Source organism: Pseudomonas sp. SC3(2021), from assembly GCF_019856535.1.
Classification (GTDB): Bacteria; Pseudomonadota; Gammaproteobacteria; order Pseudomonadales; family Pseudomonadaceae; genus Aquipseudomonas; species Aquipseudomonas monsensis.
Genome location: NZ_CP082236.1, coordinates 3,841,897 through 3,862,407, shown reverse-complemented (window position 1 = coordinate 3,862,407; position 20,511 = coordinate 3,841,897). Strand labels below are relative to the sequence as shown.

The 20,511-nt window shown below is 55.2% G+C and carries 22 protein-coding genes; 13 read left to right on the top strand and 9 right to left on the bottom strand.

Features of this window, described 5'->3' with window-relative positions:
- Nucleotides 1-146: 146 nt before the first annotated feature.
- From K5Y35_RS17290 to K5Y35_RS17270, 5 genes are all read right to left on the bottom strand, one after another.
- The gene (locus K5Y35_RS17290; protein ID WP_222832432.1) at nt 147-491 is read right to left on the bottom strand and encodes a phage holin family protein; all 345 of its coding nucleotides are present in this window, start codon (nt 489-491) and stop codon (nt 147-149) included.
- Between the two features lie 527 nt (nt 492-1,018).
- A complete protein-coding gene (locus tag K5Y35_RS17285) occupies nt 1,019-1,378 on the bottom strand; it encodes a hypothetical protein (protein ID WP_119739013.1) in 360 nt (119 codons plus the stop codon).
- Nucleotides 1,371-3,587, bottom strand: a complete 2,217-nt coding sequence (locus K5Y35_RS17280; protein WP_222832431.1) for a VapE domain-containing protein — start codon at nt 3,585-3,587, stop codon at nt 1,371-1,373. The genes K5Y35_RS17285 and K5Y35_RS17280 overlap by 8 nt, the downstream gene beginning before the upstream one ends.
- On the bottom strand, nt 3,577-3,804 hold the full coding sequence (locus K5Y35_RS17275) for a TraR/DksA family transcriptional regulator (RefSeq protein ID WP_222832430.1): 228 nt from the start codon (nt 3,802-3,804) through the stop codon (nt 3,577-3,579). The genes K5Y35_RS17280 and K5Y35_RS17275 overlap by 11 nt, the downstream gene beginning before the upstream one ends.
- Nucleotides 3,797-4,315, bottom strand: a complete 519-nt coding sequence (locus K5Y35_RS17270; protein ID WP_222832429.1) for a phage regulatory CII family protein — start codon at nt 4,313-4,315, stop codon at nt 3,797-3,799. The genes K5Y35_RS17275 and K5Y35_RS17270 overlap by 8 nt, the downstream gene beginning before the upstream one ends.
- A 661-nt stretch (nt 4,316-4,976) precedes the next feature.
- Here K5Y35_RS17270 and K5Y35_RS17265 point away from each other — a divergent pair.
- Complete coding sequence (locus K5Y35_RS17265) at nt 4,977-5,624, top strand: LexA family protein (RefSeq protein ID WP_222832428.1); 648 nt, start codon at nt 4,977-4,979, stop codon at nt 5,622-5,624.
- Nucleotides 5,625-5,682: 58 nt separating this feature from the next.
- Here K5Y35_RS17265 and K5Y35_RS17260 read toward each other — a convergent pair whose 3' ends face one another.
- On the bottom strand, nt 5,683-7,062 hold the full coding sequence (locus K5Y35_RS17260; protein WP_261991200.1) for an SIR2 family NAD-dependent protein deacylase: 1,380 nt from the start codon (nt 7,060-7,062) through the stop codon (nt 5,683-5,685).
- A gap of 272 nt (nt 7,063-7,334) precedes the next feature.
- On the opposite strand from K5Y35_RS17260, the gene K5Y35_RS17255 reads away from it, so the two are divergent.
- From K5Y35_RS17255 to K5Y35_RS17225, 7 genes are all read left to right on the top strand, one after another.
- The gene (locus K5Y35_RS17255; protein WP_222832427.1) at nt 7,335-7,925 is read left to right on the top strand and encodes a hypothetical protein; all 591 of its coding nucleotides are present in this window, start codon (nt 7,335-7,337) and stop codon (nt 7,923-7,925) included.
- A gap of 10 nt (nt 7,926-7,935) precedes the next feature.
- Nucleotides 7,936-8,220 (top strand): phage antirepressor KilAC domain-containing protein, encoded by a 285-nt coding sequence (locus K5Y35_RS17250; protein ID WP_222832426.1) that lies wholly within the window; start codon nt 7,936-7,938, stop codon nt 8,218-8,220.
- A 158-nt stretch (nt 8,221-8,378) separates the two neighbouring features.
- The gene (locus K5Y35_RS17245) at nt 8,379-8,696 is read left to right on the top strand and encodes a pyocin activator PrtN family protein (protein ID WP_098964747.1); all 318 of its coding nucleotides are present in this window, start codon (nt 8,379-8,381) and stop codon (nt 8,694-8,696) included.
- Nucleotides 8,697-8,758: 62 nt separating this feature from the next.
- A complete protein-coding gene (locus K5Y35_RS17240) occupies nt 8,759-9,178 on the top strand; it encodes a hypothetical protein (RefSeq protein WP_222832425.1) in 420 nt (139 codons plus the stop codon).
- Nucleotides 9,175-9,717: a phosphohydrolase gene (locus K5Y35_RS17235; RefSeq protein ID WP_222832424.1), complete on the top strand. Its 543-nt coding sequence runs from the start codon at nt 9,175-9,177 to the stop codon at nt 9,715-9,717. Before K5Y35_RS17240 ends, K5Y35_RS17235 begins: the two co-directional genes overlap by 4 nt.
- Nucleotides 9,718-9,964: 247 nt before the next feature.
- Nucleotides 9,965-10,705 (top strand): DNA cytosine methyltransferase, encoded by a 741-nt coding sequence (locus K5Y35_RS17230; protein ID WP_222832423.1) that lies wholly within the window; start codon nt 9,965-9,967, stop codon nt 10,703-10,705.
- Nucleotides 10,706-10,717: 12 nt separating this feature from the next.
- Entirely contained in the window at nt 10,718-10,990 is a 273-nt protein-coding gene (locus K5Y35_RS17225) for a pyocin activator PrtN family protein (RefSeq protein ID WP_098964754.1), read from the top strand.
- Here the strand turns inward: K5Y35_RS17225 and K5Y35_RS17220 are convergent.
- Nucleotides 10,987-11,616 (bottom strand): hypothetical protein, encoded by a 630-nt coding sequence (locus K5Y35_RS17220; RefSeq protein ID WP_222832422.1) that lies wholly within the window; start codon nt 11,614-11,616, stop codon nt 10,987-10,989. The genes K5Y35_RS17225 and K5Y35_RS17220 overlap by 4 nt on opposite strands.
- Nucleotides 11,617-11,654: 38 nt before the next feature.
- Nucleotides 11,655-12,749 carry a site-specific integrase gene (locus tag K5Y35_RS17215; protein WP_222832421.1) on the bottom strand — a complete coding sequence of 365 codons (1,095 nt, stop codon included), beginning with the start codon at nt 12,747-12,749 and terminating at the stop codon, nt 11,655-11,657.
- 102 nt (nt 12,750-12,851) lie between these two features.
- On the opposite strand from K5Y35_RS17215, the gene dusA reads away from it, so the two are divergent.
- Together dusA and K5Y35_RS17205 are read left to right on the top strand one after the other, a co-directional pair.
- On the top strand, nt 12,852-13,871 hold the full coding sequence (gene dusA, locus K5Y35_RS17210) for a tRNA dihydrouridine(20/20a) synthase DusA (RefSeq protein ID WP_222832420.1): 1,020 nt from the start codon (nt 12,852-12,854) through the stop codon (nt 13,869-13,871).
- Nucleotides 13,872-13,947: 76 nt separating this feature from the next.
- Entirely contained in the window at nt 13,948-14,319 is a 372-nt protein-coding gene (locus K5Y35_RS17205) for a DUF2388 domain-containing protein (protein WP_186748762.1), read from the top strand.
- On the opposite strand, the gene K5Y35_RS17200 is transcribed toward K5Y35_RS17205, so the two are convergent.
- Nucleotides 14,320-15,153, bottom strand: coding sequence for an undecaprenyl-diphosphate phosphatase (locus K5Y35_RS17200; RefSeq protein WP_110720582.1), 834 nt, complete (start codon nt 15,151-15,153; stop codon nt 14,320-14,322).
- A 588-nt stretch (nt 15,154-15,741) separates the two neighbouring features.
- Between K5Y35_RS17200 and K5Y35_RS17195 the strand changes: the two genes are divergently transcribed.
- From K5Y35_RS17195 to K5Y35_RS17185, 3 genes are all read left to right on the top strand, one after another.
- Nucleotides 15,742-16,482, top strand: coding sequence for a winged helix-turn-helix domain-containing protein (locus K5Y35_RS17195; RefSeq protein ID WP_128613962.1), 741 nt, complete (start codon nt 15,742-15,744; stop codon nt 16,480-16,482).
- Between the two features lie 280 nt (nt 16,483-16,762).
- Nucleotides 16,763-17,422: a transcriptional regulator gene (locus tag K5Y35_RS17190; protein ID WP_123462013.1), complete on the top strand. Its 660-nt coding sequence runs from the start codon at nt 16,763-16,765 to the stop codon at nt 17,420-17,422.
- Nucleotides 17,423-17,814: 392 nt separating this feature from the next.
- Nucleotides 17,815-19,209 (top strand): undecaprenyl-phosphate glucose phosphotransferase, encoded by a 1,395-nt coding sequence (locus K5Y35_RS17185; RefSeq protein ID WP_123462011.1) that lies wholly within the window; start codon nt 17,815-17,817, stop codon nt 19,207-19,209.
- Nucleotides 19,210-20,511 lie beyond the last annotated feature (1,302 nt).

Genomic DNA, 20,511 nt, shown 5'->3' with positions numbered 1-20,511 from the left:
TTCAATGAATCCTTTCAAGATTTCAATGATTGAAATTTCAGTAAGCTGGGAAGTCTGCGGCTAACAGTTTCCCGCGGGTTTCCGACCCCGTGTCCTTCAGATACCCCCAGGGTCCCCGGCGGTTTTCGGCGCACCAGATCGGTGCATCACCCTTGCTCGCCCCCGGCAGGCGGTACTTCGCAGACGCCCAGCCGCTTGGCAGCCCAGCGTTCGTACAACCCGATCGCCACATCAGCACCGGCCATCGCCGTCAGGCACCCCAAGGCGCCCGCCGTCCAGATCGTCATACCGGCGGCGATCATCAGCATCATCGCCGACACCCCACAGACAATGCAGGCACCGGACCGAAGCGCGAGGCGGCGCAACAATACCCAGCCCCGCGCCCCATCCTTGTCTGCTCGCCACATCTCCCCCGATACGCCGCCGACCAGGGCCAGGACGATCACTAACCAGATCGGCATCTCTGCCAGCGCTTGTTGCTCGTTTGTCATCGCCAACCCCTAAACGCAAAAACCCGGCGCAATGGCCGGGTTTGGTGGTGTGGTGCCTGCCGCTCTCTGCGGTCGCACCTATCGAAGATGACTACTTTTTACAGGTCGATTCCGGTGGCAGCAACCCCGGTTTAATGCCACCCGGCGAATATGTGGGTAACACCGGGTGAACGCCTAGCGAATGTCGGCGAATATCCCACCCCGGCATTCTGCTGTTTCGGCGGCGTCCCATCTGTCCCACCATTCAGAATTGAAGTGGGACGCCTCAGAGCGCCTAAATTCGGGGCTTCGCCCCACTGTCCTACTTATCTCTCTCCTTTCTCGTGTAAAGGAAGAATCTTAAAGAACACGCATGCGCGTGAAACGCGCGTACTGCTGCCCGCTACGCTTACACGGGCGGGAGGCACTTTGTAGCGGGACGGTGGGACAGCCCAACAACGACAAGGCCCGCACCTGTCCCACTGCATCAAAACGCAGCGGGACAAGACGGGCCAGTGGGACAGCAACAGCCGGACGAATGCCAGGGGTCACGCAGCCAACCCCATCATCACGCCGAAGATCTGCAGGTGTGCCTCATGCAAACGCTGGTAGTACGTGTCACGGCCACAACCGCAGTGCGCGTACCGCAAGCGCATATCCACATCGAGCGTGCAGTAATGCTCCCGAACAACCGTCACCAGCTCGGGCGCCAGATGCTTGGTCACAATCAGCTCGATGTCGAGAGAACTCTCCAGCGGCGCACGAAAGGCCCGCCGTCCACGGATCAGTTGCCCATTGCTCTCCATCATCATGGCAACCATGTTCCCCCCAGCAAGCCCCCCTTTCGAATGTTCGGAATGCAGCTCCTGCGCCCACAATCGAAGCAGCGAATCGATCTCCTTAATCAAAGCAAGGCTCCTCAATCGGTTCCCGCTTCAACGCCGAAGCACCGCCCCACCCTGCAGGTTTCTTGTAAGCCCAGGGCCGCTGACCACTCTTCACCAGCGGCGGCATCCGAACACGGCGCCATCCCAACCGATGCATGATCGCCCCGACGCGCATCTGCTCAGGCTTGCCCCAATGCCCAAAGTCCAACTTCAACGCACTGGTCAGCACGTCGCTACCGGTGGTGGTCTCGCCGATCTGCGACTCTTCCAGCCAGGTCAGAATCGGCCCTTCCCACTCGTCCACCACAAAGCGCTCGTCCTGCTCCTCGCCGAACATCGCCGCTTCATCAAGCGTCACCCACCAAAGGTCGCCCACGTCGTAACAGAACACCGCCTCGGCCCAAAGCTGATCGCGGATCGAGCGCAACAGCTCCAGATCCACCTTCGTACATGCCACCGGCCAATAACGGCGGTTACCGGTCGCGTCCTTCAGGTACTCGTCCTGGTTCGTCGTACCCACGAACACACACTGGCGCGGCACGTCCATCGTCCGACGGCCGTAACTCTCACGGTAGGTATCGGTGGACGCCGAGAAAAACTGCTTGGCCTTGGTGCTCTCAGCCTTGTTGAAACTGTCCAGCTCACCCAGCTCGACGATCCACTTGCCCCGGATCGCCTGAAAGCCATCCTTGTCGCCGAGAGCGAACGGCGTATCCATGAACCACTCGCCGCCGAGAATGCTCATCGCCGTCGACTTACCGGCGCCCTGCGCACCCTCAAGGATCATCACCGAGTCAGCCTTGCAGCCCGGCTTCATCACCCGCGCCACGGCCGACAACATCCAGCGCTTGCCGACCTTGCTCGAGTAATCGGTGGCCTTCACGCCCATGACATCCGTGAGCCAGCTTTCCAGACGCGGCACGCGATCCCACTCAAGCTTGCGCAGATATTGCCGCACCGGATGAAACGCATGGTCATGCGCAACCACACTCACCGCTTCAATCACATGCGACGCCTTGACCCGCAAGTTGTACTGCTGCGCGAGCCACTTCATCACCCGCACATCATCGATGTCCGCCCAATCGCCCGTGCCGCCGCCGTAAGGCGCCGCACGCAGCTTCACGATCTTCGAACTGAACGCGCTATAACTGATCACCCCGGCCCAGCGTTCATCGTTGGCCAGGATCAACTCGACGTTCTGCATGTGCGCAATCAGCGCGCCACTTTCACTTCGAGCCAGCATGTCTTTCCAGCCACCAGCGGCCGGCGGCTTCACCACCGCCAGTACCTGACGGCGCACAGCCTCCAAACCTTCGGCAACATGCAGGTCGTTGAAGTCGGTCCACTTGATCTCACGCTCACCGGAAAAGATTGGCGCAACCACCTGGCCACCGACGATCAGCGCCGCATTGTTGGCCTTCTCTTCACCAGGGTTCCACGCATCGCCATTCGGCTTGGTGGTCTTCCAGTCGTCATCCCGACAGATGATCAACGGGCAGCCGGCGAAGCGCTCACGCATTGCCTTGCACACCACCAGCAAATTGCCGGCGTCAAATGCGATGGCCACAGTCAGCGAAGTCGCCATATGCAGGCTTGCGCCCGTGGCGTAGCCCTCACAGACCAGCACCGGCTCACCCGGATCCGGATGCGGACCGATCAGGTGAAAAGCGCCCTCCTTCGACATCCCATAGGGCCAATACGTCTTGTCCCGGCCGGTGTCTTCCTGCTTGGTTGGAAACACCACCTGCAGGCCGACAATCTCGTCACGCACGTTGCACATCGGCACCAGGAACGCACCAGTGCGCGGCGCATACCGAACACCGATACCGACGATCTGCTTACGATCCAGATAGTCGCTACGGCCCTTCTCCGGCATACGCTTGAACATGCCCGCCGCTCGCTTGGCTGCACGACGTGCCGCACTGGCCGCAATCTCTGCAGCGCGGCGTTTGGCCTCTTCCTGCCGAGCACGCATAACCTCACGCTCTTCCGGCGACATCCGCCCGGCCTTGACCTTGATCTTCTGCGACTCACCCGAACGCCAATCACCGAATGCTCCGAAAATCAGCGTCTCGCCTTTCTCGGTGTGATGCTCATGGGCGATGTACCAGCCGTTCTTTTCCTTGCCCTTGTCCTGCGCCGTCTTGCACCGGGTGAGCTTGCCGAAAACCAATGGCTGCGCTGGCTCAAGCCCGTAATCAGCGAATTGCCCCAGAACCTCATCCAGCATGGCGTGCCCCCTTCAGTTCGTCGACAGAAAGGCATCCCACGCATTGCGTGCAGCCGAGCTGCGCCAAACGACGGGCCTCAGGGATCGGGTCATCACACGTTTCGCAGAACAGAAACGAATGCGCCGCCAAAGCGGGTTTGGCGGCGTTGCGTGCAGCGAGCGCTTGATCGATACGCTCTTGCACCAGGTCATTAGCGAAGTCAGCGATATCAGCCACGATCAACACCCCGCGTCGTCTGGTTGACATACGTGGCACGGTTAAACATCCCCAGCAGCCCCTGAATCCCACGAAACACCTGCAGGCGAATCGCGGCCAGCTCCTCATCAGAAACAATCCCGTCGCCAATGCTCTTGGCCCAGGTATCCGCCAGATCCGCCACTTGCCGGAAGTACTCGGCAATCCCGGTGGTCAGCGTCTCGGGCATGTCATTGGTGTACGCCTCGGCCAGCTCCTGCCAGGTCGTGTCACCAACCAACGCATGCACCGCATCCAAAATGCGGCGATCCTTGGTCAGCTCCAGAATCTCGCCGAACTCTTGAATGTTCACCGTGTGGCTGGGATGGGTCGGGGAAAGTTTGTGCTGCAGTGTGGTCGCATTACGGCCGGTGGTGGCGGCGATGGCAGCGGCACCGCCGGGGTAGTCCCGTGCAGCATGGTAAAGCGCAAGATCGAGCGGCAAAACTTCCCGCTGCGCCCGGTCTAGAGAGCTCAGAATGATACGGCTCATGGCATTAATCCTTGTAAGTTGCCAGTGCCGCGCGACATGCAGTGGTGATACATTTGCCGCGTGGCTTGAAAGGGCCCAAGCGCCGGCTAGATCTTCGGGATCGATACCGGCACCGTGCCGGGGCGAACAATCCGTTGTTCACCCCTGGCGCAACAGCTGCCCAATCTGTGGTGGAAAAGGCAGCAACACCAAGGCTTCCGAGCCTTGGAAAAGCGCGATAAAGAGAGGTGGTTGCATGTGGTGTGCCCGCCTACCTTTATCGCGACCCGACAGCGCTGTGGTGGTGCGTGCCGGGAGGAACTGGGCGACCTTTGGGTCGCCTTTTTTCTAGCTATGCTGCTTTGACCAACGTAGCGGTCTCTGTGACGCCGAAATGCTCAAGAACTTCGCTTAACGAAACCCGGCCTTCACTCTCACGAGCCAACGCTTTGATCAACGAAACACTAGGATCTTTGCTCGCATATTTGACGTGTAGACGCAGATAACTAACAGCGATACGACAGCGCGTGGCGTATGCCTCAAGCCCTCGTAAATCTAAATCGGTTATGTAGTCTCGTAGCTTCATAGAATACCTCCGAGGAACAAATTAACCTTTAAGGTTATTTTTTGCAATACCCGAAGAGACATTCACCCACAAGGTTAATCCGGCCAAAATCGCCTGATGAAAATCTCAGATACCCGCCTACAGAATTTCCGCAGAGTCATTGCTGAGCAAGGACTCCGCCTGACGGACGTTGCCGACCGATTAGGTAAGGCACCAGCCCAAGTGAGTGCTTTCGGGGGCAAGAACCCGACGAAGGGTATTGGCGACCAGATTGCTCGTGAGATTGAAAAGGCTCTTCATCTACACGATGGGTATCTCGATATGCCGTACGGCATCGGTGAGTTCAACAACGCAACTGTACTCTGTCATACAGGTCGCAAGCTTCCAGTAATGGGAGCGATCGCAGCCGGGGCTTGGTGCGAGACTCACGTAAATTTTGACCCAAGTGATGCTGAAGAATGGATAGACGCACCGGGCCCCGTAGGCCCTCGAGCTTTCATCCTTCGTGTTGAAGGTATGAGCATGGAGCCAAAATTCACGGAGGGCGATAAAATCGTGATTGATCCTTCCCTGGAGGCGCTACCTGGCCACTTTGTCGCGGCAAAGAGGACAAGGGATCAAGCTGCGACACTTAAACAATTAAAACAAGAAGGTGGCGAACGTTATCTGTATGCACTAAATCCCGACTGGCCTGAACGGATAATACGGATGACAGAGGAGTGGGTTATTTGTGGTAGGGCCAGGTGGAAAATCTCAGACCTGTAACAGCGTATCAATCTCTGATTGCCATGCGGCGAATACTAATATTCGCCGCATGGGCGCTCTACTGATCAACAACAGTATGAGCATCAGGCCAAGGCAAATTTTGGTGTATGAATTTTTTAATCATTGATCTATTGGAGGAGATCAAGCTATTCCACTTGGAGTACCAACACTTATAAGCATCCCATGAATATCCAAGATAGTACCCACTTCGCATACTACTCATAGAAGACTTCACTGCCGAAAGATAAGTACCTTCAATTGAAGTACCTTTAATCTCCAATATACTCCCCAGATATACCAACCACTTTGCCATCTGATGATATTGCTCCCACGCACCATTCACCGATGTCAATTCGAGTTTTGTTTGAATTATTTTACCTATACATTCCACTACAGTCTGATGATTTATGCTGACACCAACCGCGGAAAAAGATGACACTATCTCGTAAAATGAGTTTTCCGACTGCAAATAGTGAGGTGTATAAACTTTTCCAAATTGCAAAATATCTCTGATGTTACTCAATGATGGAAGCGCACATGCCGTTGCAGCGGGCATGTGATAGCTAAGACGCTGGAAAAACTCATGGACCTGCATACCGTCTAATACGCGTATCCCATAGCAGTGATGGTAGTAATCCTTAACGTATTGACTCACAAGAGATCGTGACACAAAAAATATGTTAGAACCAATAACATGACTTTTGGAGAAACCTCGATACTCATTAATGATCGCCTTGAGATTTGTATCCCCTAATGAATAACCGAGAATCACCACTGTATTCTCATGAAGAACCGTACTTAGTTTCCTAGAGAAATACGATTCACCGTTAATAAATTTAAAATAATCCTCAGACGTAACCACCATATTTTGAGGACTAACAATAGACCCGTGGACGTGATAAACCTTTACTCTAGCGTCTGAGCGCGGAACTGGAATCCCCGGGGTCAAAGAGTGACATCCATTACCCGACAAGACCTCAACAAGATTGTCATAATTGGTAGTCACAACATCTACAAAGTTAGACATCAAAAAACTGGCAATTATTGAATTATCACCCATCAGTGATAATTTACTGATTTCCGCTGCAATCTCATTATGAATATCTTTATCAACCTTTGAGAGTTCGAGAGCAATTACTTGAGCTGCCTCCTCTAAACTCAATGGATTAGGTCCATCCTTTGGGAACAATGCTTGTTTAAGCGGCTCAGGATTTAAAGTCGCATCACAAGCCACCTCCAATAGTTCTTGCCAACTCGGTGCTTGGTTGGCAGTTACTGCTTTAGAAAATCCCGTTCCAGTGAAAAAACACAGTCGTTTAGAGGCTGCTGCATACGCAATTTCAAAAAACTCACTCACCTGAACCGCTCCGTAGTTGAAATGTGAGACCTCAATCTTAGCAACCAATGATTCTCTTTTGCCATCACCGATCATCGACATGATCAAAGCGAGAAATACCTATAAGGATATTTTTATTGACGCAATTAACCTTTAAGGTTAACTTTTCCTCACTCTTCCACCACAGAGCGAGGCAACACCATGCACACCACAGCAACCCTGCACGTCCATCCGACCGCTGCCGACCCCTTCCGAACTTTCGAAATCCGTCGCCTTGCCCGCGAGAGCGGCTGCTCGTTCGTCCCCACCAAACCGAAGCAGAAAGCGAGTACCGCCCCCGAAAAATTCGAGCCGAACGGCGGAGGGCACGCGGCATGATCAAGTTCAAAATCGACAACCGCACCCTGCAGTTGCTCAATGCCCAAGTCAATCTGAGCGAGACCTTCAACCATGTACTCCGGACAGCGCCCAAGCGGGAGTGCCTGGCGTTTCGCCTCAGGGCTGAACGTGGCACAACGGAAAGCACCTTCGTCGTCGAATTGGGCAGCGAACGCCACACGCTGACGCTGCAGAACGACAAGAAGATGCACCTTAAGCTGGCCGACTTTATCGAAGAAATCGCCAATGGCCCGTTCGACACGAGCAACTCCAGCGATCTGGTGCAGCGATCGCACGCCAGCCGCGAATACGGCCGCTTTGAAGTATCGGACAAGCAACGAGTGTTCGAGCTGGTACGCACCGGAGGCGTGCTGAACCTCGACATGGGCTTCGACTATCCCCTAGTTGTCGCGCTTCACCGTACTCAATCGCGCTCGGGTGTCACCACCATCCTGAGCATCGGCAACAAAAGCCCACACACCCGGTGCTTCACCGCGTACGGCACCGATGTCGAGATCTACGGCAAGGTTACCGAGTCCATCAACCACCTCGCTGCAGCGGCCACCCCAGCCGCACACGCGGCATAAGGGGGGCGCCATGGAACGCAACCTCGCCCAAGCCGCAACCCAACTCGGCCTCACCCGGCCAAAGCTCATCGCTCGCATGCGGGAAAAAGGCCTACTCAACGAGAAGAACCTACCGGCCTACCCCAACCGCGACCGCGATTACCTGCGCATCAAGGACGGCCAGTGGTACCACGGCCAACTCGGCATGCAGTACAGCCAGTCGACCAGGGTGAAACAACCCGGCATCCGCTGGCTGGCCGAACAGTTGGGCATCGACCTGCCTGCCATCCCGGCAGAAAACCGTGACGTGGCCTAGGGAATACGCCCGCCAGATCATCGCCATGCGGACACGAGAGGAGCGCAACGCCGCGCTCCTCGAAGTGCCCGAACATCTGCGCGAGCTCACCAAACGGCACTGCCTGAACGCCTGGAACCACCCGGCCAGAACACAACGCAAGGAGGCCCAACAAAGCCATGAGTAACACAGCACAAAACCCGCTCCGCCTGCTCCCGGCCCCGGACTCAGCCACCGTCGAACTGCTTTATCGCATCTTCGGCGATGTGCTGATCCCGCTGGAAAAAGTCCGCGAGCAGTACTTCCGCAATCTCAACGAGCAATCGTTTGTCGCCGAGATCAGCAGCGGACGCATCCAGCTCCCAATCACCACACTGGACACCAGCCGCAAGGCACCGAAGTACGCACACATCCGGCACGTCGCCTCACTGATCGACATCCGCGCCTATAAGGCCGACGAAGACATGCAGAGACAGCAGGACGACACCAACGAGTAACCCCCACACACCGAATGGCTGCCACCACCAGCCAATGAATGACATCACCAGGAGCACACCACATGACTGCAGTTCAGATCTGCGCACTCATCGCCCTTATCACCCTGGCTGGCTTACTAGTCTGGGCCGGCTACTTTATGGGGCACAGCGACGGCATGTCCGCCGGCAGGAAAGAAAGCGACGACATCCTCCGCGCTGAAAGCGCCAAGACCATTCGCGAGCTGAGGGCCTCGCTCGACTTCATCAAGGCCGACCACGCTCACTTGGCGCAATTTAGCAAACGTCTCCAGCAAGCGTTGGCACTCGGCGAACCCGAGCGTCAAACGCTGCTCGACATCGCAGACAAGCTCCGGATCGCCGCCGAGACATTCGCCGCATTCCGCACGGGCAAAAAACTGGAACGCGACACCCGTACCCTTCGCGACCAAGCGCTTGCCATCGCAGCACTTCTGGAGCCAGCAAATCAGGAGAACGCTGCATGAACGAAATTCTGACTTCTACCGGCAAACGCTTCGAACTGTTCAAGCCCGACACCATCATGATTGACCCACACGACATCTCGCACGCGCTCGCTCATCTGTGCAACTTCAACGGCCATGCCCGAGAGTTTTACAGTGTTGCTCAGCACAGCTGCATCGTTGCCGCCTTGGTGCCAGAAGAGCACAAACTCGCAGCTCTACTTTATGCCGCCGCCGACGCGTATGTGGCCCTCATCGACGAACACCCCAGCGTATGGATGTTCGTTCACCAGCATTTTGAAGAACTTATCTGGCAACGTATTTGCGAGCGATTTGACCTACCCCTCGAGCCCCCTGACTGCGTGTACCAGGCCAGCCTCGTTGCAATGGCCACCGAGCACCGCGATCTCATGCCAACCGATGCGGATATCTGCGATTACCTAGACGGTATCGAACCTTCAGCCGAAACCATCCGCCCTTGGCCACCCAACGACGCTCGGAACGCGTATCACCAGCGCCTGATGGATCAACTCGATATCGAACACCGGAGGAAAGCGGCATGACGCACGCACTGAACGTCACTCAACCCCAACCCGCTTTGCTCCGCAAAAACAACGGAATCGCCACGCCTGTAAACAACAACTGCTGCGCAGCAGCAAGCATCATTGCCTCTTCCTGCAGCCCTGCCGAGGGTCTGATACCCCACGAGAAGCTGCGCGAGGCAGCCACACCCAAAGCCTCGCTAATCGCTCAGAATCGCCCCCCCGCGCAGCTTGTTCAGGGGTATAAGCGTCCATTATTGGAGGCCGCGTGAATGAGCTGGCTCTTTTCGCAGGCGCTGGTGGCGGAATACTCGGCGGCAACCTCCTCGGCTGGCGCACCGTCTGCGCCGTTGAGCGTGATGCCTCCGCCGCACAGATTCTGGCGCAACGACAAACCGATGGACTGCTCCCGCCTTTCCCGATTTGGTCTGACGTGTGCAGTTTTGACGGACGACCATGGCGAGGCCTTGTTGACGTGGTTTCGGAAGGATTTCCTTGTCAGGACATCTCGGTCGCAGGCAACGGCCTCGGTATCGACGGCGCCCGCTCAGGACTTTGGCGAGAGATGGCACGAATTATCGATGAGGTACGACCGCGCTATGTCGAACTGGAGAACTCACCACTGCTTGTGGGAAGAGGACTTGCCGTGGTGCTCGGTGACGTTGCCGAAATGGGGTATGACGCGCGATGGGGTGTTATCGGAGCGGCTGACCTCGGTTCCCCTCATCAGCGGGATCGGATCTGGCTCATCGCAGAAGACACGCGTCAGGCGGAGGCCAACACCGGTGACGAGCATGGCAAAGGGATCCTCCCATGCCGCACTGACTCGCCGATCCGGGACAGACCGCTCAAACGATCGCCTGGATCACACCGTGATGGCAATGGATGGTGGTCATCTGAACCCGGAATGGGCCGAGTGGCTAATGGGGAGGACCGACTTAAGGCCATTGGCAACGGACAGGTTCCAGTCGTGGCAGCTAGCGCATTCGAAGCGCTCCGTATTTCCTAGCAAGGAGGCAGCATGAACACCCTTTTTCTCTTGATGGCCCAATATAACGGGCAAGCTGTCATCCCCCTAGATCGCGTTTGTGCTGATTACATGAATTTAACCGTAGAGAAATTCAAGCAAAAACGCTTGGCCGGCGAAATCGATATTCCAGTTGTACGACTTGGTGCCAATAGCCAGAAAGCTGGATTAGGCATTCACCTCCAAGACCTTTCCGACTACATAGATAGACAGCGGGAGAAAGCCGAAAAGGAGCAAAACCAGCTAATGGGGAGAAATTTATATTAAGGGGCGAAAGCCCCTGTTTCATTCTTTACACACCCGAAAGTAATCACAGATTGCTGATTATGAAAAAGAAAGTTTTGATACTTTTTCTCTAAGGAATGTGCCTCAGCCCAAGAATAAATTTCATCGTACTTCGACTTGGCCGAGTAGAATTTTTCCTGATCGTTGCCGCATCGTGGTTTTACATTTAGGTTAACACCCATCGCAGAAAACTCGGACATGAGGGCTTGCAGTTTCATTTCAGCAGCTTTTTCCCCGTGCTCCGCAATTAAGGCCTGCTGATCTTGCTTGAGTTGTTGAGCAGTGCGTTGAAGCTCTAATTCACGAGCCTTAAGCACGCTCTCCCGCTCGGCATAACTCGATTCAACTTGCCCCGCAATGTATTCGCGATTTTTCAAATCCAGCTCACGCTTGTTCATAATCTCAGTCAAATTCCGTTCGCGTTCGTGCTGAACCTCGGCCAACTCAAATCTTCTTTGTTCGAACTGTGCTTTTTGTTGCAGTAGATCTCTATACTCGCTCCACAACCAAGCTCCTACTGCCCCAGCCGTACCTGCGAATATCCCGCCAACAATCAGAAAAACAGCAATATTGTGCTTGATGAAGCGAAGACTGCTGCTGAAACTCATACTTTACTTACTCGATAGAAAGACAAATAGAAAAATAATTAATTAGCAAGTATCTGTTTCAACCAATTCCAACCATCGTACTGATCCCCTCTTCCGCGCAAATGTGTATATCGCCGGAGAGAGTTCCAATCCCGATGCCCGGAAACGCTCGATACTCTAGGAATATCCCAATCCATTTCGAATAGCCGGCTCACGCCCTCATGCCTCAGGTCGTGAAAGTGCAAATCCTCTATCCCCACAACTGGACAAGCTCGCGTGAAAGACGCCGACACCGATTTTGCGTTGTAGGGGAAGATCTCATCGGCCACTTTCGGCATTCCTTGAACAATCGCCCATGCCTCATCCGGCAAATGGCACCACACATTGTTGCCGATCTTCTGCCCGGGGTTCTTCATGTCACGCACCAAGACCGCCTGCCGGGACTCGTCGAGGTCATCCCAGCGGATCCGCGTGATCTCCTCCTGCCGGCGCGTCGAGAAAAGCGCGAAGGCAATCATCTTCGGCATGTTGATCTGGGCTTTATGACGCGTCTGCATCTCAAAGAAATGCGTCATCAGCTTGTCCAGTTCCTCCAGCGTCGGACGGCGGTTCCGTTCCTTGCTCTTGCTCACCATGCCCAGCTTTCGCAGCACCTTGCGCGCGTCAGGCATGGCCAAAGGATCCACCTCGTAGCCCCACGCCGGCCGCGCCACAGACAGGACTGCACCCAGGTGCGAGAGATCATTACCGACCGTCTGCGCCTGAACACCGCCACCCTCTTTACTCATCCGCCACTGTGCAAACTCCACCAGCTTCTGACTGGTCAGGGCCGAGTCGTCGAGGTCACCCAACCAGGTATCCTTGATCGCCTTCAACGTCGCATTCTTGGTCTTGCCCAGCGGCCGGATCTTCTCGTACTCGTCCAGATATTGCTCGATCATCTTCCTGATCGTCACACCCTTACGGTTTGCGCGCTCAATCGCACCAGGCTCGGCCAGTTCCGTCTCACGCCGTTTGATCCAAGCCTGGGCGACCTGCTTTCGGTCGAAGGTTTGGCTTTCCTGATAAACTGTGCGCCCGTCCCGATTGATCCGTATCTGCGCCGTGTAGGCCGTCGAGTTGTCCTTGCGCTTGCGTGATGTGATCGTGCCCATTTCCAGTTGCTACATTGCCGAATTCGCTTGCTACATTGTAGCAACCGACCTCAGAAAACAAGGGAAAATGGGTAAAAACCGCTGTATAAAAGATCAGTATCAATGAATTTCGAAAAACCTAAAGCGCCTGTAAACACTAGCCATGCTCGTTCCGAGCCGTCTCGCCGCTTCAGTGTGGCCCCGATGATGGATTGGACCGACCGCCATTGCCGTTTCTTCCTACGCCTCCTATCGAAGAACGCCCTGCTCTACACCGAAATGGTCACCACCGGCGCTCTCCTAAACGGCGATCACGAGCGCTTCCTCCGTCACAACGAAGCCGAGCACCCTCTCGCCTTGCAGCTAGGCGGTAGCGTTCCATTGGACTTGGCAGCCTGCGCCCGCATGGCCCAGGAGCACGGTTACGACGAGGTGAACCTGAACGTCGGCTGCCCGAGCGATCGTGTGCAGAACAACATGATCGGCGCGTGCCTGATGGGTCATCCGCAACTGGTGGCGGATTGTGTGAAGGCGATGCGTGATGCGGTGTCGATTCCGGTGACGGTGAAGCATCGCATCGGGATCAACGGTCGGGACAGTTACGCGGAGCTGTGTGATTTCGTCGGCACCGTCCGTGATGCCGGGTGCACCAGCTTCACCGTGCATGCGCGGATTGCGATTCTGGAGGGGTTGTCGCCGAAGGAGAATCGTGACATTCCGCCGTTGCGCTATGACGTGGCGGCGCAGTTGAAGGCGGATTTTCCGGAGTTGGAGATTGTGCTGAACGGCGGGATCAAGACGATGGAGGCCTGCCATGAGCATTTGCAGACCTTTGACGGTGTGATGTTGGGGCGTGAGGCTTATCACAATCCGTATTTGCTGGCGGAGGTGGATCAGCAGTTGTTTGGCAGTTCAGCGCCGGTGATCAGCCGGGCTGAGGCGTTGGCGCAATTGCGGCCTTATATTGCCGAGCATTTGTTGGCCGGTGGGGCGATGCATCACATCACGCGGCATGTGCTGGGCCTGGGCACGGGGTTCCCGGGGGCGCGGAAATTCCGTCAGTTGTTGTCGGTAGATATTCACAAGGCCAAGGATCCGCTGGCGTTGCTGGATCAGGCGGCTGAGTTGCTTGAAGGTCGTTGATTTGATGGTTTGAGTGCGCGGGCGACGAATGAGCGTTGCCCGCTGTTTTGTTGTACTGACAGGATGTCTTTTGTTTATGCCCGCGTTCAATTTCTCTGGTTTCCAGCGTTTCACCCTCCTCTCCTTGTTAAGTGTCACCTCGAACGTTTATGCGCACTGCGACGGTCTCTGCATCGGGAGCACCGATACACCGTGGGAGGCCACGCAGTTGTCCGGCTTCACTCTGTTGTCTCTAGTCCTCGCGCCTTTTTCGGCTAGCCAGGAAACGACTGACAGTCACAAGCGTGTTTACTCTGCTGCAGAACAGGAAGACGCACGTCTGTACCTCGCCAGCGACGGCATGCTGCAGGCCGCGTATTTCACCTCGGCCTTGCAGCGTTTTCGCCAGGAGTCGTCGGATTCGACGTTAAACGATCTCGCCGTTGCGGCGTTGATCAGCGCTCAGTGATCAGGCGGCCGCTGCAGCGGTCCAGTTGACCCAGCCAAACAGCCACGTTGCCAGAATCAACAAACCAAACGCGATCCGGTACCAGGCGAACGCGGCGTAGCTGTGGTTGGCAATAAACTTGAGCAAGCCGCGTACGGCGATCATCGCGAAGATGAACGCGGTGACGAAGCCGAGGGCGAAGACTGGCAGGTCGTTGGGCTGGAACAGGTCGCGGTATTTGTAGCCGGAGTACACGGCGGCGCCGACCATGGTCGGCATGGCGAGGAAGAACGAGAACTCGGTGGCGGCTTTGCGCGACAAGCCGAAGAGCAGACCGCCGATGATGGTCGAGCCGGAGCGTGAGGTGCCGGGAATCATCGCCAGGCATTGTACGAAACCGACTTTCAGTGCGTGAGACCAGCGCATGTCGTCGACGTGTTCGACGCTGATCACATGGCTGCGCTGCTCGGCCCACAACATGATGATGCCGCCAACGACCAGTGCCACGGCGACGGTGATCGGGTTGAACAGGTATTCGTGGATTGCATCGGCGAATAACACGCCCAAGACCACGGCGGGTAGAAAGGCAATCAGCAAGTTGAGGGTGAAGCGTTGGGCATTACGTTGGGTGGGCAGGCCTTTGACGATTTCGAAGATCTTGGGTCGGAACTCCCAGACAACGGCAAGAATGGCCCCCAGTTGAATAATGATGTTGAACGCCATGGCGCGTTCGCCGCCGAACTCCAGCAAGTCGGCAACGATGATCTGGTGGCCTGTACTCGAGATCGGCAGGAACTCGGTCAGGCCTTCTACGGCACCTAATATCAACACCTGGAAAAGGGTCCAGAAATCCATTAATCCTCCGTCGGCGCGCTCTTGGCGAGCGACCGGTTTTATAACACTCAGGGGTTGAGTATCTGAAGTTACACAATTGAAGATCAAAAGATCGTTCGATCGCGCCCCGAACCTCGGCAGCGCCTACGCCAACGCATTTCAAAGGTAGGAGCGGCCGAAGATTCGGGCCGCGATCGGATGATCTTTGCGCTGGCAGAATATGACTTATCAAAAGACACACTCAAGCCATGTTAGTAATCGTCGGCCGACGAACTAATCGAAAAATATTTAGGCGTTTAGTACAAAAAAATTTGCTCTGCCGATAAATTGTGATCAGAATCACATTATTCAGGGATGGCCATACAGTGGCCAAAGGACACAAACTACGCTATCGCAATCACCTCAAAATAGTGGCACCATTGCATATCGCCACCATCTAAGCACTAGTTCACCATCCCGAGAAAATCAACTAAAAGCTTGAAAAGCTTAATTATTGTTAGAAAACTCGGGAGCCACGTCTAAAAATCGCGTGAATGTTACCAATTGTCAGTCACAGATGAGAACCGGTGCTTTAACATCCCGATGTCAGCACCTAATTCGAGTCAATGCATGATGCTCTCAGGGAACTTGGCGACTAGTAGTCCGCGCCCGACAAACGACGAACCCGGTGTTCTCACTCTGGGTCGAACCCGTGGCGTGGCTGAACATTTTAAAGCACTGGTCGCCCGGCACGTGCGCCCTGATATGGCACTGGATGCCAACGCCTACACTAGTTCATATAAGCAGTATGAACATCTCGGTTCCTATCGCGCCATCTTCCTTGTTATCGACAGCCCACAGGCGCTGGAAGACAATCTTGCGCTGGTGGAAAACCTGCGTAGCGATAACTTGAAACCGATCATTTGCGCGGTCATTACCGGGCGCGGCGCTTTCAACAAGATCAAGTATTATCTGGCTGGCGCGGACTTTTGTATCAAGCTCAATACCCTTTCCGATGATAGCGCCGAGCTGCTTGGCGAGTTCTTCAACAGTGAAGAATGGCAACGCGATATTGACCTGACGCTTGACCCGACACGTATCTGCCTGTTGGGCACCAGCAAGAAACTCGACATCTCGTTTGCCGAGATGAAGATCCTGGAAGCCTTTGCGCAAACCAGTAATCACATTCTGAGCCATGATGAAATCGCCAATATCATGGGCCTCAACAGCAATTTCTACGACCCTCGCGCACTGGAGAAATCCATAAGCCGCTTGCGTGGAAAAATCAAGGACATGTATGGTACAAACGCGATTCAGAGCATCCGCGGCTACGGCTATCGCCTGACGCGGGGTCTGATATCGACTGCCTGAGTCTCGGGCAGTCAATCTCTTTTGCATACGTACGAAGGATCGTCTAATGCAACCATATAGCTCCAGTTCTGCTTTACGCCCATTAAATAACAAGCACTTGAATGAGCGCGTCAACACGTCCCATAACAATAAAACTCCATAACATAGCAGCAGATCGAGTGGAATTTATCGAGGGCCATTATTGGGCCCAGACCCTGCCTTTCGATTACTTCCGAGGAAGTCATTGCTCGCCTGCCGATTTATCTTTTAGCCAATTTTGGTGTGTATTTAGGAGAGAGACATGGAAACTAGTACAACCCTCCCAAGGAAATATTTTGTTGTCGTGACTCACAGTACAACGTCGCAGCGCGAACTGGAGAGCATCTTGTCCAGTGAGCGTTTCAACTCGTTCGGCACGTCTCAGGCACAAATGTTTGTTGAAGGTGTTGCTTCGCCCTCTTCCGCCCCAATGGTGATGGAGTTCACATATCCAAGCATCAGTCGTAAAAACGTCGCTCGCAGTATCGAGCATGATACCCAGCGCATATTAGCCACGCTTGAATCGGAATGGCTGGCCGCACAAGCGGCGAATCCTTTTCACAGTGCTACGGTCATAAACGCTGAAAGCGGCAACATGCCACCGGCTTCCGAAGGCGCCACGCCTTGCAACGAAACCTGGCAACTCGACAATGATCAGGGTGCATTGATCAAAGAAGGCGTCGAGATCAGCCTGACCGGCCTGGAAACAGCATTGGTCAGGAAAATGCTCAACCATGAAGAGCGTGTGGTCAGCCGTGAAGAACTGATCCTCAGCATCGGTCGAGAGCCGGAGCAATACCGCGGCCTGGAAATGTGCCTGAGTCGTTTGCAAGACAAGTTCAAAAGTGCCAGTAACGGCGAACGATTGTTTCGTGCCGTACGAAATCGCGGTTATTGCCTGATCCAGGAAATCGTCGCGTAAACGCTACTGACCGCCGCGATCAACACCAACAGAAAACAGTGCGACAACAAAAACAACAAGAGCACTCTGTTTGGTTACACCTCCCCTGGTTAATTTCGACATTCCCTGCCGCCACCCCTCAAACAGTAACAAATACAACATCATTTATTCACCCCCTGCTCTGCGACCTTTTCTAACACCCCTCTATTTAATTATTAAAAGTTGGCACTGTGCCATCTTGTTAGAACTCGTCAGACACCATTCCCAACAATAACTTAGTCTATTGACTGACGACAGTTCGGCATATCGACGTTGTTACCTCAGGACACTCGCTACAACAAAAACAATAAGTCTGCATAACAACTCGGTTTTCAACTGTTGAAACCTGAATGGACGTCTTTTGGGGATATCGTATGGATCTTTCTCTTAGTATCAATCGAAGCACGGGCCTCAAGGGACTGACCTTTTGGGGCCAATGGGCGCTGGCACAAGGCTTTGTCGTGACGCTGCTGTTCATCCTCGCGGAACAGCACACCGGGACGGTCGCGTTCTACTACCGAATGTGCGCCACCCTGGCGGTACTGGCGTCGGTGCCGGCTTACACGTTCAGCGGTGTTTATCGCAAACGCGATAACTACCTGAGCGGATTGGGACGGCTGTTCATGGGGTGGTCGATGACCATGGCAGCGTTGGCGTGTATCGCGTTTGTCTGCCAGGCCGATGAGCTGTTTTCACGGCAGGTGATTCTGAGCTGGGCGGTGTACGGTTTCCTCGGTCAGGCGTTGCTGTATGCGCCATTGCATGCGTTTTCGAAGTTCTATCAGCGCACCCGCAAGAGCGAGCACAAAACCCTGATCGTCGGTACCGGCGAGCTGGCGCTGGGGCTGGCGAAGAAACTCAGCCAACTGGAAAACCTGCCATTGGTTGGCCTGGTCAGCAACGGCGACGTGCCTGCACTGGATGCCGATGCACCGCGCGTCGTCGGTGCCCAGGAGGAGTTGCTGGAGCTGATCGAAGCCCATGACATCCGCCGTTTGTACATCACCCTGCCGCTGTGCGAGGCCGCGAAAATCGAAGCGATGTATGTCGATTTGCTGGGGGCCAACGTCGATGTGGTCTGGGTGCCGGACTTGAACAGTCTGACCCTGCTCAATCACTCGGTGAAAGTCGTGGACGGTCTGCCGGCGATCTATCTGAACGAAAGCCCTCTGACCAGTCGCCCGACCGCTGCGTTGAGCAAAAGCCTGGTGGAAAAAGCCGTGGCCTTGCTGGCGATCATCGCGCTGAGCCCGATCCTGCTGATCATTGCTCTGGCGGTGAAGATCAACTCGCCCGGCCCGGTGTTTTTCAAACAGGATCGCCATGGCTGGAATGGCAAGGTGATCAAGGTCTGGAAATTCCGCTCGATGCGCGTCCACGATGACCGTGACGTGAAGCAGGCCAGCCGTAACGATTCGCGCATTACCGCGGTCGGGCGCTTTATCCGCCGCACGTCGCTGGATGAATTGCCGCAGCTGTTCAACGTGTTGCAGGGGCATATGGCCCTGGTTGGTCCGCGTCCGCATGCGGTTGCGCACAACCACTTCTACTCGGGGAAAATCCTCGCCTACATGGCGCGTCACCGGATTAAACCGGGGATCACCGGGCTGGCGCAGATCAGCGGTTGCCGCGGTGAAACGGACACCCTCGACAAGATGCAGAAGCGCGTGGAGATTGACCTGCAGTACATCAATAGCTGGTCGTTGTGGCTGGACCTGAAGATCCTTGTGAAGACACCGTTTACGTTGTTGTCGAAGGATATTTACTGAGATTGGGTGCGACGCACTGCAAGGGGACGAAAGTCCCCTTTTTTGTGCCCGGGATTTGGGAGTGGAGCTGGATTGCGGGTAAATGCAAATCCCTGTGGGAGCTGGCTTGCCAGCGATGGCGGTGGGTCAGGCGACATCAATGTTGTAAGTGCCGGCCTCATCGCTGGCAAGCCAGCTCCCACAGGGGATTTGTGCTTGGCTCAGGCCTTACGGCTAGACAAATAACCTGGGGAAGCTGTGCTTGGCTCAGGCCTTATGGCTAGACACATAACCTGTGGGAGCTGTGCTTGGCTCAGGCCTTATGGCTAGACACATAACTGTGGGAGCTGGCTTGCCAGCGATGGCGGTGGGTCAGGCAACATCAATGTTGCAGGTGCCGGCCTCTTCGCTGGCAAGCCAGCTCCCACAGGGGATTTGTGCTTGGCTCAGGCCTTATGGCTAGACAAATAACCTGGGGAAGCTGTGCTTGGCTCAGGCCTTATGGCTAGACACATAACCTGTGGGAGCTGTGCTTGTCTCAGGCCTTATGGCTAGACACATAACCTGTGGGAGCTGTGCTTGGCTCAGGCCTTATTGCTAGACACATAACTGTGGGAGCTGGCTTGCCAGCGATGGCGGCGGGTCAGGCAACATCAATGTTGCAGGTGCCGGCCTCTTCGCTGGCAAGCCAGCTCCCACAGGGGATTTGTGCTTGGCTCAGGCCTTATGGCTAGACAAATAACCTGGGGAAGCTGTGCTTGGCTCAGGCCTTATGGCTAGACACATAACCTGTGGGAGCTGTGCTTGTCTCAGGCCTTATGGCTAGACACATAACCTGTGGGAGCTGTGCTTGGCTCAGGCCTTATTGCTAGACACATAACTGTGGGAGCTGGCTTGCCAGCGATGGCGGCGGGTCAGGCAACATCAATGTTGCAAGTGCCGGCCTCATCGCTGGCAAGCCAGCTCCCACAGGGGATTTGTGCTTGGCTCAGGCCTTACGGCTAGACAAATAACCTCGGGAAGCTGTGCTTGTCTCAGGCCTTATGGCTAGACACATAACCTGTGGGAGCTGTGCTTGTCCCAGGCCTAATGACTAGACACATAACTGTGGGAGCTGGCTTGCCAGCGATGGCGGTGGGTCAGGCAACATCAATGTTGCAAGTGCCGACCTCATCGCTGGCAAGCCAGCTCCCACAGGGATTCGGGAATGATTCGGGATTTGGGGTGCGACAGATAACCAATGTGGGAGCGAGCTTGCTCGCGAAAGCGTTGGTTCAGGCAACTAGGATGCTGACTGGGCTGACGCCTTCGCGAGCAAGCTCG

Bases quoted from the DNA above. Each gene is read 5' to 3' on its own strand.
- K5Y35_RS17240 (WP_222832425.1), top strand. From the start codon at position 8,759: ATGACTGCAGTTCAGATCTGCGCACTCATCGCCCTTATCACCCTGGCT.
- K5Y35_RS17255 (WP_222832427.1), top strand. From the start codon at position 7,335: ATGATCAAGTTCAAAATCGACAACCGCACCCTGCAGTTGCTCAATGCC.
- K5Y35_RS17195 (WP_128613962.1), top strand. From the start codon at position 15,742: ATGATGCTCTCAGGGAACTTGGCGACTAGTAGTCCGCGCCCGACAAAC.
- K5Y35_RS17225 (WP_098964754.1), top strand. From the start codon at position 10,718: ATGAACACCCTTTTTCTCTTGATGGCCCAATATAACGGGCAAGCTGTC.
- K5Y35_RS17205 (WP_186748762.1), top strand. From the start codon at position 13,948: ATGCCCGCGTTCAATTTCTCTGGTTTCCAGCGTTTCACCCTCCTCTCC.
- K5Y35_RS17260 (WP_261991200.1), bottom strand. From the start codon at position 7,062: ATGTCGATGATCGGTGATGGCAAAAGAGAATCATTGGTTGCTAAGATT.
- K5Y35_RS17220 (WP_222832422.1), bottom strand. From the start codon at position 11,616: ATGAGTTTCAGCAGCAGTCTTCGCTTCATCAAGCACAATATTGCTGTT.
- K5Y35_RS17270 (WP_222832429.1), bottom strand. From the start codon at position 4,315: ATGAGCCGTATCATTCTGAGCTCTCTAGACCGGGCGCAGCGGGAAGTT.
- K5Y35_RS17250 (WP_222832426.1), top strand. From the start codon at position 7,936: ATGGAACGCAACCTCGCCCAAGCCGCAACCCAACTCGGCCTCACCCGG.
- K5Y35_RS17190 (WP_123462013.1), top strand. From the start codon at position 16,763: ATGGAAACTAGTACAACCCTCCCAAGGAAATATTTTGTTGTCGTGACT.
- K5Y35_RS17280 (WP_222832431.1), bottom strand. From the start codon at position 3,587: ATGCTGGATGAGGTTCTGGGGCAATTCGCTGATTACGGGCTTGAGCCA.
- K5Y35_RS17290 (WP_222832432.1), bottom strand. From the start codon at position 491: ATGACAAACGAGCAACAAGCGCTGGCAGAGATGCCGATCTGGTTAGTG.
- K5Y35_RS17200 (WP_110720582.1), bottom strand. From the start codon at position 15,153: ATGGATTTCTGGACCCTTTTCCAGGTGTTGATATTAGGTGCCGTAGAA.
- K5Y35_RS17265 (WP_222832428.1), top strand. From the start codon at position 4,977: ATGAAAATCTCAGATACCCGCCTACAGAATTTCCGCAGAGTCATTGCT.
- K5Y35_RS17215 (WP_222832421.1), bottom strand. From the start codon at position 12,749: ATGGGCACGATCACATCACGCAAGCGCAAGGACAACTCGACGGCCTAC.
- dusA (WP_222832420.1), top strand. From the start codon at position 12,852: ATGAATTTCGAAAAACCTAAAGCGCCTGTAAACACTAGCCATGCTCGT.
- K5Y35_RS17185 (WP_123462011.1), top strand. From the start codon at position 17,815: ATGGATCTTTCTCTTAGTATCAATCGAAGCACGGGCCTCAAGGGACTG.
- K5Y35_RS17235 (WP_222832424.1), top strand. From the start codon at position 9,175: ATGAACGAAATTCTGACTTCTACCGGCAAACGCTTCGAACTGTTCAAG.
- K5Y35_RS17245 (WP_098964747.1), top strand. From the start codon at position 8,379: ATGAGTAACACAGCACAAAACCCGCTCCGCCTGCTCCCGGCCCCGGAC.